This window comes from Nonomuraea sp. NPDC001699 (assembly GCF_053596455.1).
In genome coordinates, this window is sequence record NZ_JBSFGF010000003.1 from 225,911 (window position 1) to 241,652 (window position 15,742).

Here is a 15,742-nt window from a genome sequence, read left to right on the forward strand (position 1 = left end):
TGCGGGCCGTGGGCGTTCTTCCCCAGGGCCCGCTGTGCCGTCAGGTGTCGCGGTGCAGGCGCACGTTCGGCAGGAAGGCCAGCAGGACGGCGCCGACCAGCATGATCGGCGACACCCAGGCGAAGACCCCGGTGATCGCCTCGGCGAACGCCGGCCGTACCGACTCCGGCATCGCCCCCACGGACCCCGAGTCGAGGGCCGCCCGCCCCAGCCCGCCGCTGAAGACGCCCCCGAGCACGGCCACCCCCACGGCGCCGCCCACGTTCCTGGCGAAGGACACCACCGAGGTGGCCGCGCCCCGGTCGGCGGCGGGCGCGGCGACCTGGACGGCCAGCATCAGGTTCTGCAGCACCATGCCGAGCCCGATCCCGAACACCACCATGTACAGCCCGGACGTGACCGCCCCCGTCCCCAGCTCCATGGTGGAGAACAGGAACGCGGCCACCGTCGCCAGCACCGCCCCGGTCACCACGACCCACTTGTACGTCCCCATCCGGGTCACCACCCGCCCCGCCACGGCCGAGGACGCGATCAGGCCCGCCATCAGCGGAAGCAGCAGCAGCCCCGAGTTCGACGCGCTGGCCCCGGCGGCCAGTTGCAGGTAGAGGGGCAGGAAGGTGGCCGCCCCCACCATCCCGGTCGCCACCAGCACGATGGTGACCGTGGCGATCGTGAACGTACGGTCGCGGAACAGCCCGAGCGGCAGCACCGGCTCCTTGGCCGTACGCTCCACCAGCACGAACAGCCCCGTCAGCACGACCGCCCCCGCGCCCAGCCCGAGGACGACCGGCGAGGACCACGCGTACGTCGTCCCGCCCCACGAGGCCAGCAGCGTCAGGCAGGTCAGCACCCCGGAGATCAGCGCGGCCCCGGGCCAGTCGATCCGGTGCGGCGAGGTGCGGCGCGGCAGCCGCAGCACGGCGAACGCGACCGCCAGCGCGACGGCCCCGAGCGGCAGGTTGATGTAGAAGATCCAGCGCCAGGAGATGTGCTCGGTGAGGTAGCCGCCGATGACCGGGCCGACCACGGCGGCCACGCCGGTCACCGCGCCGAACAGGCCCTGGAACTTGGCGCGCTCGCGCGGGGTGGCGATGTCGGCCGAGATCGCCAGGGTCAGCACCATGAGGCCGCCGGCGCCGATGCCCTGGAAGGCGCGGAAGGCGATGAGCTGGGCCATCGTCTGGGCGAGCCCGCACAGGGCCGAGCCGAGGAGGAACAGGGCGATGGCCGACAGGTACAGGCGGCGGCGGCCGTACATGTCGCTGAGCTTGCCGTAGAGGGGCGAGACGATGCCGGAGGTCAGGGAGAACGCCGTGACCAGCCAGGACACGCTCTCAAGGCCGTTCAGCTCGCGCACGATGGTGGGGGTGGCCGTGGCCACCACGGTCTGGTCGACGGCGGCCAGGAACAGGCACAGCAGGAGCGAGCCCATGCTGAGCAGGAGGCCGCGCCGCGGTCCGGCCTCCTGGGCGATTGTCGATACCATTCAGTTGTCTCCTTGCTTCTTTCGCGAGGGCAGGAGGAATCCGCGGCGGTCGGGGGTGCCACCCCGATCGCCGCTTCTCTTCTAGATGGGTCAGAGTCCGCGTTCGAGCAGCGCGAACGCCTCGTCGAGCAGTTCTTCGACCGGCTCGTCCGTCGCCGCCGACTCCTGGATGGCGGAGATCACGGCGCCGATCGTGGTGATGAGCAGCATCCGGGCGTGGATGCCGCTCGTGACTCCGGGCCGGGCCCTGACCGCGCCGAGGACCGTCTCCATGATCTGGGTCTGGTCGACGGCGCGCGCCCTGGCGGCCAGCTCGGGATAGCGGTTGTTGAGCTCCATGAACGGCTGCATCGTGTCCCAGACCGGGCGCATGCGCACGGCGAGCTCCCGGGCCACGGCCTTGAGCGACTGGAAGGCGGACTCGTCGGGCGGACGTTCGCCGAGCAGGCCGACGATGTCGTCCGGCCGCCAGACCGGTTCCATGACGAGCGCCTCCTCCTTGGAGGCGAAGTAGTTGAAGAACGTGCGGGGCGAGATGTCGGCCACCGCGCTGACGGCCTCGACGGTCACGGCGTCGAGGCCCTCGTCGAGCGCCAGCCGCACCGCGGCCAGCCGGATGGCCTGCCGCTTCTCGGCCCGGCGGCGCTCACGGCGCTGCTCCGGACTCTCCATGCGTTGCACTCTACGCAAGCTTTGCACACTCTGCAAGACTTGCAGAGTGTGCAAACAACGAAGGGCCCCGGAGCCGTCCGGCTCCGGGGCCCTTCACCGCAGGTCAGACCAGCGGACGCGCCGTCGGCAGGATCGGGTACGGCAGCGCCGTCTCCCCGCTCAGGTACCGGTCGACGCCCGAGGCGGCCGAACGGCCCTCGGCGATGGCCCACACGATGAGCGACTGCCCGCGGCCCATGTCACCGGCCACGAACACGCCGTCCACCTTCGACATGTACGTCTTGTCCCGGGCGACGTTGCCGCGGGCGTCGTAGAAGCCCTCGCCCGCGACCTCGGCCAGGTCCTCCAGCAGGGCGCCCTTCTCCGGCCCGAGGAAGCCCATGGACAGCGTGATCAGGTCGGCCGGGATCTCCCGCTCGGTGCCGGGGACCGGCTTGAAGCCGTTCTGCGGCCCCTCGACCTCGACCAGGCGCAACGCCCTGACGTTGCCGTCCTCGTCGCCGACGAACTCGGTGGTGGAGACCGCGTAGACTCGGTCGCCGCCGCCGTCGGCCAGTTCCTCGTGCGCGCTCTCCATCTTGAACAGGATGGGGAACGTCGGCCAGGGCTGGCCGCCCGGCCGGGAGGCCGGCGGCCGCGGCATGATCTCCAGCTGGGTCACCGACGCGGCGCCCTGCCTGATCGCCGTGCCGATGCAGTCGGCGCCGGTGTCGCCGCCGCCGATCACCACGACGTGCTTGCCCTCGGCCGAGATCGGCGAGACCGCGTAGTCGCCCTCCTGGACCTTGTTGGCCGGCGGCAGGTACTCCATCGCCTGGTGGACGCCCTTGAGATCGCGCCCGGCGACCGGCAGGTCACGCCACTGGGTGGCGCCGCCCGACAGCACCACCGCGTCGAACTCCTCGCGCAGCTCGGCGGCGGTGACGTCGACGCCGACGTTCACGCCGGTGCGGAACCGGGTGCCCTCGGCCCGCATCTGCTCCAGGCGCCGCTCGATGTGGCGCTTCTCCATCTTGAACTCGGGGATGCCGTAGCGCAGCAGGCCGCCGGCGCGGTCGGCGCGCTCGAACACCACCACGTCGTGCCCGGCCCTGGTGAGCTGCTGGGCGGCGGCCAGGCCCGCCGGGCCCGAGCCGACCACGGCCACCTTCTTGCCGGTGCGGACCCGAGGCGGCTGCGGGGTCACCCAGCCCTCGGCGAACGCACGGTCGATGATCTCGACCTCGACCCGCTTGATCGCCACCGGGTCGGAGTTGATGCCGAGCACGCACGCCGCCTCGCACGGAGCCGGGCAGAGCCTGCCGGTGAACTCCGGGAAGTTGTTCGTGGCGTGCAGCCGCTCGATCGCCTCGCGCCAGTCGGTGCGGTGGACGAGGTCGTTCCACTCGGGGATGAGGTTCCCGAGCGGGCAGCCGTTGTGGCAGAACGGGATGCCGCAGTCCATGCAGCGGGCCGCCTGCCTGGTCAGCTTCTCCTGCGGGAAGTCCTGGTAGACCTCCCGCCAGTCGCTGATGCGGACGTCGACCGGGCGGCGCGCCGGCAGCTCCCGCTCGTGCGTGAGAAAACCCTTGGGGTCAGCCATCGAGTACGCCTCCCTAGCCCTGAACCGCAGCCGCCATGACGGCCTCGTCGATGTCCCTGCCTTCGGCGCGGGCGGCCTCGGCGGCCTCCAGCACCCTCTTGTAGTCGGTCGGCATGATCTTGCCGAACCGGGCGAGCGCGGCGTCCCAGTCGGCCAGCAACTGCTTGGCCACCGGGGACGCGGTCTCGGCGAAGTGCTTCTCGACCGTCTCCTTCAGGAACTCGCCGTCCTGCTCGGTCAGCGTCTCGACGGCGACCATCTCGCGGTTGACCCGCTCGGGCCGCGGGTCGAGCAGGTAGGCGACGCCGCCGGACATGCCGGCCGCGAAGTTGCGTCCGGTCTGGCCGAGCACGACCACCCGGCCGCCGGTCATGTACTCGCACCCGTGGTCGCCCACGCCCTCGACGACCGCCGTCGCGCCGGAGTTGCGCACGCAGAAGCGCTCGCCGACCACCCCGCGGACGAACACCTCGCCGGACGTGGCGCCGTACAGGGCGACGTTGCCGGCGATGATGTGGCCGTCGAGCGGGGCCTCCTCGTGCGGCCGGACGGTGATCCGCCCGCCCGACAGGCCCTTGCCGAGGTAGTCGTTGGCGTCGCCGGTCAGGCGCAGCGTGATCCCGCGGGGCAGGAACGCGCCGAAGGAGTTGCCCGCCGAGCCGGTGAAGCCGATGTCGATGGTGTTGTCGGGCAGGCCCTTGCCGCCGTACCGCTTGGTCACCTGGTAGCCGAGCATGGTGCCGACCGTGCGGTTGACGTTGCGGATGGGCAGCTCCAGCGTGACCTGCGTACCCTCCTTGAGCGCGCCCTCGGCGAGCTGGATCAGGGTGTTGTCGAGGGCGTGCTCCAGGCCGTGGTCCTGCTCGACGGTGCGCCGCTTGGGCGTGCCCTCGGGCAGGTCGGGCTGGTGCAGGATCGGCGACAGGTCGAGGCCGCCGGCCTTCCAGTGGTTCTCGGCGGCCGTCGTGTCGAGCATCTCGACGTGTCCGATCGCCTCGTCGAGCGTGCGGAAGCCCAGCTCGGCCAGGTACTCGCGGATCTCCTCGGCGATGAACTCGAAGAAGTTGACCACGAACTCGGGCTTGCCGCTGAAGCGCTTGCGCAGCTCGGGGTTCTGCGTCGCCACGCCCACCGGGCAGGTGTCGAGGTGGCAGACCCGCATCATCACGCAGCCGGAGACGACCAGCGGGGCGGTGGCGAAGCCGTACTCCTCGGCGCCCAGCAGGGCGGCGATGACGACGTCGCGGCCGGTCTTGAGCTGGCCGTCCACCTGCACGACGATGCGGTCGCGCAGGTTGTTCAGCAGCAGCGTCTGCTGGGTCTCGGCCAGGCCGAGCTCCCAGGGCGCGCCCGCGTGCTTGAGCGAGGTCAGCGGCGAGGCACCGGTGCCGCCGTCGTGGCCGGAGATGAGCACCACGTCGGCGTGGGCCTTGGACACGCCCGCCGCGACCGTGCCGACGCCGACCTCGGCGACCAGCTTCACGTGGACCCTGGCCTCCGGGTTGGAGTTCTTCAGGTCGTGGATGAGCTGGGCCAGGTCCTCGATCGAGTAGATGTCGTGGTGCGGCGGCGGCGAGATGAGGCCGACGCCGGGCGTGGAGTGGCGGGTCTTGGCGATCCACGGGTAGACCTTGTGGCCGGGGAGCTGGCCGCCCTCGCCGGGCTTGGCCCCCTGAGCCATCTTGATCTGCAGGTCGGCCGCGTTGACCAGGTATTCGCTGGTGACGCCGAACCGGCCGGAGGCCACCTGCTTGATCGCCGACCTGCGGGTGGCGTCGTACAGGCGCTCGGGGTCCTCGCCGCCCTCGCCGGTGTTGGACTTGCCGCCGAGCCGGTTCATCGCGATGGCGAGCGTCTCGTGCGCCTCCATCGAGATCGAGCCGTACGACATCGCGCCCGTGGAGAAGCGCTTGACGATGCTCTCGACGGGCTCGACCTCGTCGAGCGGGATCGGCTGCCCCTTGCGCAGCCTGAACAGGCCGCGCAGGGTCATCAGCCGCTCGGCCTGGGAGTCCACGAGGCTCGTGTACTCCTTGAAGATCTCGTAGCGGCGGGTGCGGGTGGCGTGCTGCAGCTTGAAGACGGTCTCGGGGTTGAACAGGTGCGGCTCGCCCTCGCGCCGCCACTGGTACTCGCCGCCGACCTGGAGCCTGCGGTGGGCGTTCTCCGCCCGGGGGTAGGCGTGGCGGTGGCGCTGGGCGGTCTCCTCGGCCAGCACGTCGAAGCCGACGCCGCCCAGGCGGGACGTCGTGCCGGTGAAGCAGGCGTCGATGACCTCCTGGCTCAGGCCGAGCGCCTCGAAGATCTGCGCGCCGGTGTAGGAGGCCACCGTGGACACGCCCATCTTGGACATGACCTTGATGACGCCCTTGCCGTACGCCTTGATCAGGTTGCGGACGGCCTTGTGCTTGCCGATCTGGAGCGCCCCGGTGTCGACCAGGTCCTCGACGGTCTCGATCGCCAGGTACGGGTTGACCGCGCCGGCGCCGTAGCCGATGAGCAGCGCCATGTGGTGGCACTCGCGGGCCTCGCCGGTCTCGATGACCAGCCCGATCTTGGTCCGGGTCTTCTCCTGGATCAGGTGGTGGTGCACCGCGCCGGTGAGCAGCAGCGACGGGATCGGCGCGAGCGCGTCGGAGGAGCCGCGGTCGGACAGCACGATGATGCGCGCGCCGTCCGCGATGGCCGCCGACGCCTCGGCCCTGATCTCGGCCAGGCGGCTGAGCAGCGCCTGGCCGCCGCCCGCGACCTCGTACAGGCCGCTGATGACGTGCGGGTGGAAGCCCGGCAGGTCGTGCTCGTCGTTGATGTGGATGATCTTGGCGAGCTCGTCGTTGTCGATCACCGGGTACGGCAGCACGAGCTGGCGGCAGGAGGTCGGGCCCGGGTCGAGCAGGTTGCCCTCGGGGCCGAGCACGCTGGCCAGCGAGGTGACCAGCTCTTCCCGGATGGCGTCCAGCGGCGGGTTGGTGACCTGCGCGAACAGCTGCGTGAAGTAGTCGAACAGCAGCCGCGGCTTCTCGCTCAGCACCGCGACCGGCGTGTCGGTGCCCATCGAGCCGATCGGCTCGGCACCGGACCTGGCCATCGGCGACAGGATGATCCGCAGCTCTTCCTCGGTGTAGCCGAAGGTCTGCTGCCGCTTGACCAGCGCCTCGTGCGTGGGGATCTCCCGCTGGCGCGCCGGCAGCTCCTCGAACCTGACCAGCCCGGCGTGCAGCCACTCCTCGTACGGGAGCTCGGCGGCCAGCTCGGCCTTGATCTCGTCGTCCTCGATGATCTTGCCGCGGGCGGTGTCGATGAGGAACATGCGGCCCGGCTGCAGGCGGCCCTTGCGGACGACGTCCTCGGGCGCGAAGTCGAGCACGCCGGCCTCGGAGGCCAGCACGACCAGCCCGTCGGCGGTCACCCAGAAGCGCCCCGGGCGCAGGCCGTTGCGGTCGAGCACGGCCCCGGCCAGGGTGCCGTCGGTGAACGTGATCGAGGCCGGGCCGTCCCACGCCTCCATGAGGGAGGAGTGGAACTCGTAGAAGGCGCGGCGCGCCGGATCCATCTCGGTGTGGTTCTCCCACGCCTCGGGGATCATCATCAGCACCGCGTGCGGCAGGCTCCGGCCGCCGATGTGCAGCAGCTCCAGGGCCTCGTCGAAGCTGGCGGTGTCGCTGCCGTCGGGGTCGCAGATCGGGAAGAGCCTGGAGATGTCGCCCGGGATGTGGGCGGAGGACAACATCGCCTCGCGGGCCCGCATCCAGTTGCGGTTGCCCTTGACGGTGTTGATCTCGCCGTTGTGCGCCACGTACCGGTAGGGGTGGGCCAGCGGCCAGCTGGGGAACGTGTTGGTGGAGAAGCGCGAGTGCACCAGCGCGATCGCGCTCTCGTAGCGCTCGTCGCTCAGGTCGGGGAAGAACGGCTCGACCTGATCGGGCGTGAGCATCCCCTTGTAGACCACCGTGCGGGCCGACAGCGAGGGGAAGTAGACGTCGGCCTCGTGCTCGGACCGCTTGCGCAGGCAGAAGGCCAGCCGGTCGAGGTCGAGGCCCTGCTCGCCGCCGGGGCTCGCCACGAAGAGCTGGGCGAAGTGCGGCATGACGGCGCGGGCGCTCGGGCCCGGCAGGGCGCGGTCGACGGGGACGTCCCGCCAGCCCAGCACCGTGAGGCCCTCCTCGGCCGCGATCTCCTCGATCAGGCCGGTGGCGACGCCCCTGGCCTGCTCGTCGGCCGGCAGGAAGGCGATGCCGGTCGCGTACGCGCCGGCCTCGGGCAGCGCGAACGGCACGACCGCGCGGTAGAACCCATCGGGGATCTGCGTCAGGATCCCGGCTCCGTCGCCGGTGTCCGGCTCGCTACCCTTGGCTCCCCTGTGGTCGAGATTGCACAACGCCGTCAGCGCCTTGACCACGATCGTGTGCCCCCGGCGTCCGGCGACGTCCGCGACCATGGCGACACCGCAGGCATCATGCTCGTTGGCGGGGTGGTAGAGGCCCTGAGGCTCGGGGAATCCGAGGTGGGCAGCAGGCATTGAATCCCTCCCGTCGTCTTCGTCTGTCAAGAACTGCTCTACAGGCGGGGACGACGTTGGCCCTGCTGCATATCGTGGGTAGAGATTACCGCACGCTGCCGGATTGGTGCCCGCCGCGTCCGCATTGCGAACATTGCGCACGGTTCCAGCATCCGAACCCGCCATCCCAAACCCCGGACCAGGCCATGAGAATTCCCAGGTCACGCCCCTGCCGCCCCATGGCCCTCACAGACCCCTGAAGCTCCTCCCGAACGGGCCCGGCCCACCCGGCGGACGGCCGGAGCCGGCCCCGCCCCTCGATAGGGTTGGCGCATGGATCGTGACGGGGTGGAGCGCCTTCTCGCCGAGGCCGGGGTCGACGGCAGGCGGCTGCGGCACGCCCTCACACTCCTGTGCGACGGCCAGTGGTGGTCCCTGGCCGACCTGGTCAGGCAGACCGCCACCTCCAGGCGCACGATCGAGGCCCTGCTGCGCGAGGTGCGCCTGGAGCGCTCGGGCGACCGGTTCCGGGTGGCGCCGGGCGACACGCCCGCCTACCAGGACCTGCTGGCCATGGCGCCGCCTCCCGAGGACCCGGTGACCCACCTGCTCCCCCACTACCCCGACGCGCTCGAACGCCTGACCGCGCTGGTCGCGGGCGCGCCGCGGGCCCGTCACGTGCTCGACCACGTCTCGGCCACGCCGGAGACGGCGCTGCGGCGCGCGCTGCTGCTCGGGGCGCGGTTCTGGCTGCCGGGGGCGCGGCTGCTGTGCGTCGGCGACCACGACCTGACCTCGCTGGCCGTCAAGCTGGTCCATCCCGAGACCGACGTCACGGTGGTCGACGTCGACGAGCGCATCCTGGCCTACATCGACGAGCAGGGGCTCGGGGTCCGCACCCGTTGGGCCGACCTGCGGCTGGGGCTGCCGGCCTCGGCCCGGGAGCACGATCTGGCGTTCACCGACCCGCCGTACACGCCGGAGGGCATCGGGCTGTTCGCGGCGCGCGCCCTGGAGGGGCTGAAGGACGACGGGCGGGTGCTGGTGGCGTACGGCGCCAGCGAGCGTACGCCGATGCTGGCCTTCAAGGTCCAGCAGGCGTTGTCGGAGCTCAACCTCACCTACGAGGCGATTTACCCTGATTTCAATAGATATTTCGGGGCGGAGGCGATCGGGTCGGCGGCCGATCTCTACCTGCTGCGGCCCACGAGCAAGACCCGCCCGGCGGTGAACGCCCGGCTGGGCCGTCAGGCCACGGCCATCTACACGCAGGGCCCCCAGTCGGTCGAGTCGGCCCCCACGGCGCACGCGGCGCCCGATCTGGCCGGGTTCGAGGCCGACCTGCTGGTGGGCGAGTGGCCAAAGGAGGCGGCCCAGCCGCGGGTGCGGCTGTCGACCTGGCTGGCCAAGCCCTACGCGGCGGCCGCCGAGCGGGTGGCCGTCGCGCTGCCGCCCGGGTTGGAGGCCGCGCTGCCCCGCGTGCTGCTCGCCACCCGCGCCACGCACGTACGCGTGTGGGGGGCCGACCTGCCGCCGCTGCCCGACGCGCTGTCCGCCGTCTACGAGTCGCGCCGCACGGGCGGGGCGCTCGACGCCGTACGCCGTCCGCAGCCCGCCGGAGCGGCCGACGCGGTGCTGCGCCGGATCCTCGACAACGGCCACGCCAAGCTGGCCAACACCTGGCGGGAGGCGCTCATCGCGGCGGCCCGCGACCAGGGCACGGCCCTCACCAAGAACGAGGCCCGCGCCCTCATCCGCCAGACCGCTCCCTGGTCCGACGACCTGACCCCCCTGGAAGCGCCCCTCCACCGCCTGACCGGCCTCCCGGCCGCCGTCTCCACCACCGTCACCGCCCTCACCACGACCACCCCCTGACCCCTTCGACGGGACAGACAGCGGGCGGTCAGGTGGCGGCGAGGATGCGGTTCTGGACCACGCGGCCGAGGCCGTCGAGGGCGACGAGTGCGGTGACCAGGTCGTCGGCGGAGGCCGTGCCGCCCGCCCAGCTCACCGTCACGTAGTGGCCCATGGCACGCGCCTGGGCACGGCTGCGGGCGGCGTCGAACGCGGCGTCCTGGCGGACGAAGCCGTCCTGGCCGAGGGCGGCCACCAGCGCGTCGGCCGCGCGCCCGTCGGGCAGGTTGAAGATGGCGAACTGCCCGGCCAGCCCGCCGCCCTCGTACGCGGCCCCCAGCACCTGCGTGCACCCGGCCGCCGAGGCGCCCCACAGGACCTCGTCGCAGTCGGCGTGCTCCTGCGTGGAGAGCCGCCGCAGGAAGCCGAGCGTCTCGGTCTGGGCGGTGAAGACCTCCTGCACGGTCAGCGGCGCGGCGTCGGCCCGGCGGGAGTCGACGGCCGCGTAGAAGTCCGAGGTGGGCTCGCCCCGGAAGGCGGCCGGCCGCGGCTCCCCCGGACGCAGCCACAACCACCCGGCCACCGCGACCGCCAGAACCCCCAAGGCCACCCCGGCCACGACGACCGCACGACGCGACCTCCTGGGCGGCGCTCCGGCGGTCCCGTCCGCGTGAGCGGAGGTCACGAGGCCGGTCCCGTGATCGCGACGACCCGGCGGTAGACGGCCTTCTCCGCGCCGCGCAGCGCCAGGGTGACGGAGACGAAGTCGTCCTTGGCGGTGGGGTCGAGGCCGTCGGTCTTGCCGATCCAGACGAGCCCGACGTAGTGCCCGAGCGCGTAACCGCCGCCCTCGGAGTAACCGCCCGCCGGGAAGGACGCCTTCGAGGACGTCAGAGGGCGTGCCCAGCCGCCCCGGTAGAGGGTCTTCAGGGATTCGACCAGCTCGCCGGCCGACTGGCCGTCCTTGAGGTTGAGCAGCGTGTACTGACCGACGTAACGGCCGTCGGAGCTGGTGTACAGGCCGCGGGCCGCCTGGAGGCAGCCGGCGTCGGACACCTTCTCCAGCAAGGTCGTGCCCCACAGGGCGGCCGAGCAGTCGGCGTCGATGCGCTTGGCGGCGAGCTTGAGCTTGAGCTTCTTGGAGACCGCGAGCTCGCTCTGCGCGAACACCTCCTTCTCGGTGAGGTCGCGGCTGTCCTTGCTCCTGTCAGCCAGGGAGGCGAACAGCTTGGGCGAGCTCCAGCCCTGGTAGGACACGGGGAAGGCGGCGTCCGGGCCCAGGACGGCGGCGTTGGCCTGGCGCTCGGGGGTGTAGTCGCCGAGCGAGCTGACGACCGCCACCAGCCCCGTCGCGCCCGCGACGACGCCGATGACCGTGGCGATGATGACGATCAGCCGCTGCTGATCGGGGCGCAGGCCCCACTCGGTGAGCACCGGGAACTGCCAGTCGGAACGCGGCGTCCGGCGCCGCTTGCGCGTCCCGGAGCCGGTCGCCGGCTCCGCCTGCTCCCCGGACGGCCGCGACGCTCCCGTCGCCCCGAAGGCCCCGAAACCGTCGGCCTGCTCGTCACCGTCCGCGGCGGCGCCGCGCCGTCCCTGCCGGGGCTGCTCGCCGGTGTCCGTGGCCGCGGCGCGACGGCCCGACCGGGCGGCCTCCGCCAGGTCGTCCATGCTCGCGGCCCAGACGGCGTCATCGCTGTCGGACGCACGCCTCCGCCCGTGAGCCCCTTCCCCGCCCTCCTGGGAACGCCTGCCCCTGGACGCCTCCGCGCCGTCCTGGGAACGTCTTCCGCGCGAACGTCGCCCGCGCGGCGCGGCGGCCTCGTCGGCGGGGCGAGCCGCCCACTGAGCGTCAGAACCCTGCGAATCGGCCTGAGCCGCCCATTGAGCATCCGACCCCTGAGAACCGGCGGCCCACTGCGCGTCCGACCCCTGAGAACCAGAACCGGCGGCCCACTGCGCGTTCGACCCCTGAGCTGCCCACTGCGCGTCCGAGCCCTGAGGGGCGGTGTGCGGGGACCGCGGGCCATCGGGGCCCTGCGGGGCAGTGTGCGGGAGCCACGGGCCGTCGAGTCCTTGGGGGGCGGTGTGCGGGGGCCATGCGGCGTCGGGCCCTTGGGGGGCGGACGGGCGGGATGCCCAGCCTGCGTCCGGGGGCTGTTGGGGGCGGGCGGCGCGGCGGGCCGCCCAGAGGTCCTGGCCCCCCTCGCCACCGCTCACCTGCTGCTCAGGCGGCACGGCCTCGGCGGCGCGGGCGGCGGAACGGCGGCGGGCCCTCCCGGACCCCGATCCACGCCCGCCACGCCCTCCTCCCATGCCACCGGAACGACCGACGCCAGAAGCGCCACCACCGGAAGCACCGCCACCGGAAGCGCCTGCGGCGGCACCGCCGCCACGGCCGACGCCACCGCCGCCGACACCACCGCCGCCGACACCACCGCCGGCACCACCTGAACCGCCATAAATGCCAGAAGTGCCCGCAGAACCGCCGGTGCCGGAAGCGCCGCCGGGATCGCCAGGGCCACCGGAGCCGGAACCGGACCCGGAGCGTCGTCCCGATCTCACAGTCCCGACGCCCCGATCAACTTGCCCAGCCCGAACGTGATCCCCGCCGCGACCGCGCCCACCACGAGCTGACGCAACCCCGAGTACCACCAGCTGCGCGCCGTCACGGCGGACACCAGCGCGCCCGCCCCGAACAACGCCGCGCACGACACCACGGCCGACACGGTAAGCCCCTCGACTCCGAACAAGTACGGCAGGAGCGGCAGCACCGCCCCCACACTGAACGACACGAACGACGACACCGCCGCCACCTTCGGCGAGGGCAGCGCGCCGGGAACGACACCCAGCTCGTTCTGGGTGTGGACCTCAAGGGCCCGCTCGGGGTTGCGGGAGATCTGCGTGGCCACCGCGGTGGCCAGCTCGGGCTCCACCCCCTTGTCCACGAAGGACTGAGCCAGCTCGGCCAGCTCGGCCTCCGGGTTGCCCGCGAGCTCCCGCTTCTCCACGGCGATCTCGGCCTGGGCCAGCTCGCGCTGGCTGGCCACGGAGACGTACTCGCCGCCCGCCATGGACAGGGCTCCGGCCGCCAGCCCGGCCACGCCGCTGAGGGCGACGACCTTGGCGCTGGTGGTGCCGCCCGCGACACCGGCGATGAGCGCGAAGTTCGACACCAGGCCGTCCATCGCGCCGAACACCGAGGGCCGCAACCAGCCCCCGCTGACGTCGCGATGGCGATGGTGGATCTCCGCGCCGCCGGTCATCGCGGGTTCGTCTCCTTCGTCGCGGACTCGGCGTCGGCCTCGCCGTGGGGGTCGGGGTCGGCGCCGGAGGGCTCGTCCCCGGCCGAGGTGGCCGGGCCGTCGTCCTCCTCCGGGCGCTCGGCCACGACCGCGGCCGGCGCGTCGGACGAGCCCGGGTCGGCCTGGCCGCTCTCGTGCGCCGGATCCACCGTCAGGTCGAGCGGCACGACCCTCTCCTCGGTGTCCTTGTTCCTGGTCAGCCAGAGGTAGATCAGCGCGCCGACGAACAGCACGATGGACGTCCACTGGTTGAGCCGCAGGCTGAGGAAGGTCACCGCGTGGTCGACCCCGCCGACCGGGTCGATGCGCAGCCCCTCGATCCAGAAGCGGCCGAGCGTGTAGCCCGCGACGTAGAGGGCGAACAGCCGCCCGTGCCGCAGCGCGAACCGCTTGCCCGCCAGGATGAGCAGGAAGCCGAGCGCGACGTCCCACAGCGACTCGTACAGGAAGGTCGGGTGGTACAGGACGCCCGGCTCGCCGCCGTGGTCGACGTCGATCTCCAGGCCCCACGGCAGCGTGGTCGGGCTGCCGTAGAGCTCCTGGTTGAACCAGTTGCCCCAGCGGCCGATGGCCTGCGCGAAGGCGATGCCCGGCGCGACCGTGTCGGCGACGGCGCTCATGGAGATGCCGCGCTTGCGCACGGCCCACCACACGCCGACCCCGCCGAGCGCGATCGCGCCCCAGATGCCGAGACCGCCCTCCCAGATGAACAGGGCCTGGTACGGCTCCTTGATCGCACGGCTGCCGAAGTAGGTCTGCCAGTCGGTGATGACGTGGTAGAGCCGACCGCCGATCAGGCCGAAGATCACCGCGGGGACGGCGATGTCGATGATCGTCCCCTTCTGGCCGCCGCGAGCGACCCAACGCCGCTCGCTCAGCCATACGGCGACGACGACGCCGAGCACGATGCACAGTGCATAGGCCCGGATCGGGATGATTCCGAGATACCAGACCCCCTGGGAAGGGCTGGGAATCGAGGCTAGGGGCATGTCAGGTGAGGGTAGCGCAGCCTGCGGCTACTTGGCGGCCTTCGTGACCGCATCGCGAAGTTGCTGCGGCGAGAACGCCGCCTCGCCGATGCTGGTGCCGTTGAGCTTCACGGTGGGCGTGCCCTCGATCGCCTGCTTCTCCATGATCTTCGCACTGTCGGTCAGCACGGCGGGCGCGTGCTTCTGGGACGTGACGCAACTCTCGAAATCGGGCGAGGTGACACCGGCCTCCTTGCCCCACGTGACGAGTTGGTCGGTCTTGAAGCCCTCGACGGTCTCGGCCGGCTGGTTCTTGTAGATCAGGTCGTGGAAGGCCATCCACTGCTTGCCGTCGGCCACGCAGCGGGCGGCCGCCGCCGCGCGCACGGAGTTGCCCTTCGTCGGCTCCCTGGAGAAGATCGTGATGGGATGGAAGACGACCTTGGCCTTGCCCTCGGCGGCCAGGTTCTTGAAGGTCTGGCCGCTGACGCGCTCCAGCTCCTTGCAGACCGGGCACTGGAAGTCCTCGTAGATGTCGACCACCGGCTGGGTCACGCCCGCCTGGGCCATCACGGCGCTGCCGTCGGGCTGCACGGTGATCGGCGCGAGCCCGGCCCCGGCCTCCTCCGACTTGGAGGAGCTGATGGTGTACCAGGCGCCGAGGCCGACGGCGGCCACCGCGACCACCGCGGCGGTCGTGTAGGTCACCACTTTCTTGCGCCGCTCCTGGGCGCGTGCGGCGGCCTGCTGCTCTCTGATCTTGTCGCGCGCCGACATGTTCCGGTCAGACTTGGTGCGCTGGGCTTTGCTCATCCTCGATCTCCTCGTCACCTGGTTCCTCGTCACCTGTTTCCTCGGCACCCGCCAGCCCGAGCGCCCCGTCGAGGGCGAACCGTCCCGGCGGGAAGCGGACCGTCCACGCGCCGAGCAGCACCAGGCCGAAGTCGCGCAGGATGTCGAGCAGATAGGCCGGCTCCTGTCCTGACTCCAGCTGGCCGCCGCCGCCGAAGCAGCCGCAGTCGATCCGCAGGCCGTGCGCCCAGGCCCAGGCGATGCCGAACACGAAGGCGAACATGAGCAGCGCGGCGATCACCGCGGCCACCCTGGTCAGCAGACCGACGACCAGCAGCACGCCGACGACGATCTCCAGGATCGGCAGGATGTAGCCCACCATCTCGGCGATCGACTCGGGCAGCAACTGGTACGCCTTGACCGCGACCACCGAGTCGGACGGGTTGCCGATCTTCAGCGCGCCCGCCGCGATCAGCACGCCCCCCAGGATCAGCCGGGCGACGGTCGTCACCCAGGGTATCGCCGTTCTGCCGTTGCGTGACGGTTGTGACGCGACCACGGATGATCTCCTCTTTCTCTGCGCCG

At 71.9% G+C, this 15,742-nt stretch carries 12 protein-coding genes; 2 read left to right on the plus strand and 10 right to left on the minus strand.

The genetic code is table 11. From position 1 onward, the window contains the following. Positions 1–40: 40 nt before the first annotated feature. From ACWCSU_RS11205 to gltB, 4 genes are all read right to left on the minus strand, one after another. Positions 41–1,486: an MDR family MFS transporter gene (locus tag ACWCSU_RS11205; RefSeq protein ID WP_449934899.1), complete on the minus strand. Its 1,446-nt coding sequence runs from the start codon at positions 1,484–1,486 to the stop codon at positions 41–43. 90 nt (positions 1,487–1,576) lie between these two features. Then, positions 1,577–2,158 carry a TetR/AcrR family transcriptional regulator gene (locus ACWCSU_RS11210; protein ID WP_449934900.1) on the minus strand — a complete coding sequence of 194 codons (582 nt, stop codon included), beginning with the start codon at positions 2,156–2,158 and terminating at the stop codon, positions 1,577–1,579. Between the two features lie 103 nt (positions 2,159–2,261). Then, positions 2,262–3,740, minus strand: a complete 1,479-nt coding sequence (locus ACWCSU_RS11215; RefSeq protein WP_357704395.1) for a glutamate synthase subunit beta — start codon at positions 3,738–3,740, stop codon at positions 2,262–2,264. A 13-nt stretch (positions 3,741–3,753) separates the two neighbouring features. Next, on the minus strand, positions 3,754–8,259 hold the full coding sequence (gene gltB / locus ACWCSU_RS11220) for a glutamate synthase large subunit (RefSeq protein WP_449934901.1): 4,506 nt from the start codon (positions 8,257–8,259) through the stop codon (positions 3,754–3,756). A gap of 312 nt (positions 8,260–8,571) precedes the next feature. On the opposite strand from gltB, the gene ACWCSU_RS11225 reads away from it, so the two are divergent. Then, positions 8,572–10,113: a bis-aminopropyl spermidine synthase family protein gene (locus ACWCSU_RS11225; protein ID WP_449934902.1), complete on the plus strand. Its 1,542-nt coding sequence runs from the start codon at positions 8,572–8,574 to the stop codon at positions 10,111–10,113. Positions 10,114–10,141: 28 nt separating this feature from the next. On the opposite strand, the gene ACWCSU_RS11230 is transcribed toward ACWCSU_RS11225, so the two are convergent. Beyond that, positions 10,142–10,777, minus strand: coding sequence for a hypothetical protein (locus ACWCSU_RS11230; protein ID WP_449934903.1), 636 nt, complete (start codon positions 10,775–10,777; stop codon positions 10,142–10,144). Then, positions 10,774–11,763, minus strand: a complete 990-nt coding sequence (locus ACWCSU_RS11235; protein WP_449934904.1) for a hypothetical protein — start codon at positions 11,761–11,763, stop codon at positions 10,774–10,776. The genes ACWCSU_RS11230 and ACWCSU_RS11235 overlap by 4 nt, the downstream gene beginning before the upstream one ends. 489 nt (positions 11,764–12,252) lie before the next feature. Between ACWCSU_RS11235 and ACWCSU_RS11240 the strand changes: the two genes are divergently transcribed. Next, positions 12,253–12,546: a hypothetical protein gene (locus tag ACWCSU_RS11240; protein ID WP_449934905.1), complete on the plus strand. Its 294-nt coding sequence runs from the start codon at positions 12,253–12,255 to the stop codon at positions 12,544–12,546. Between the two features lie 107 nt (positions 12,547–12,653). Here the strand turns inward: ACWCSU_RS11240 and ACWCSU_RS11245 are convergent, their stop codons facing one another. From ACWCSU_RS11245 to ACWCSU_RS11260, 4 genes are read right to left on the minus strand one after another with little or no spacing between them, the layout of a single operon-like run. Beyond that, a complete protein-coding gene (locus ACWCSU_RS11245) occupies positions 12,654–13,358 on the minus strand; it encodes a VIT1/CCC1 transporter family protein (RefSeq protein WP_449934906.1) in 705 nt (234 codons plus the stop codon). Next, positions 13,355–14,386 (minus strand): prolipoprotein diacylglyceryl transferase, encoded by a 1,032-nt coding sequence (gene lgt / locus ACWCSU_RS11250; protein WP_449934907.1) that lies wholly within the window; start codon positions 14,384–14,386, stop codon positions 13,355–13,357. The genes ACWCSU_RS11245 and lgt overlap by 4 nt, the downstream gene beginning before the upstream one ends. Before the next feature lie 27 nt (positions 14,387–14,413). Then, positions 14,414–15,178: a DsbA family protein gene (locus ACWCSU_RS11255; RefSeq protein WP_357704379.1), complete on the minus strand. Its 765-nt coding sequence runs from the start codon at positions 15,176–15,178 to the stop codon at positions 14,414–14,416. Then, complete coding sequence (locus tag ACWCSU_RS11260) at positions 15,150–15,668, minus strand: MauE/DoxX family redox-associated membrane protein (protein ID WP_357704377.1); 519 nt, start codon at positions 15,666–15,668, stop codon at positions 15,150–15,152. Before ACWCSU_RS11260 ends, ACWCSU_RS11255 begins: the two co-directional genes overlap by 29 nt. Between the last annotated feature and the right edge of the window lie 74 nt (positions 15,669–15,742).

What these genes read in the sequence shown, in the direction of transcription:
- ACWCSU_RS11210 (WP_449934900.1), bottom strand. Translation starts at nt 2,158, where the DNA reads ATGGAGAGTCCGGAGCAGCGCCGTGAGCGCCGCCGGGCCGAGAAGCGG.
- ACWCSU_RS11205 (WP_449934899.1), bottom strand. Translation starts at nt 1,486, where the DNA reads ATGGTATCGACAATCGCCCAGGAGGCCGGACCGCGGCGCGGCCTCCTG.
- ACWCSU_RS11235 (WP_449934904.1), bottom strand. Translation starts at nt 11,763, where the DNA reads ATGGACGACCTGGCGGAGGCCGCCCGGTCGGGCCGTCGCGCCGCGGCC.
- ACWCSU_RS11245 (WP_449934906.1), bottom strand. Translation starts at nt 13,358, where the DNA reads ATGACCGGCGGCGCGGAGATCCACCATCGCCATCGCGACGTCAGCGGG.
- gltB (WP_449934901.1), bottom strand. Translation starts at nt 8,259, where the DNA reads ATGCCTGCTGCCCACCTCGGATTCCCCGAGCCTCAGGGCCTCTACCAC.
- ACWCSU_RS11215 (WP_357704395.1), bottom strand. Translation starts at nt 3,740, where the DNA reads ATGGCTGACCCCAAGGGTTTTCTCACGCACGAGCGGGAGCTGCCGGCG.
- lgt (WP_449934907.1), bottom strand. Translation starts at nt 14,386, where the DNA reads ATGCCCCTAGCCTCGATTCCCAGCCCTTCCCAGGGGGTCTGGTATCTC.
- ACWCSU_RS11225 (WP_449934902.1), top strand. Translation starts at nt 8,572, where the DNA reads ATGGATCGTGACGGGGTGGAGCGCCTTCTCGCCGAGGCCGGGGTCGAC.
- ACWCSU_RS11255 (WP_357704379.1), bottom strand. Translation starts at nt 15,178, where the DNA reads ATGAGCAAAGCCCAGCGCACCAAGTCTGACCGGAACATGTCGGCGCGC.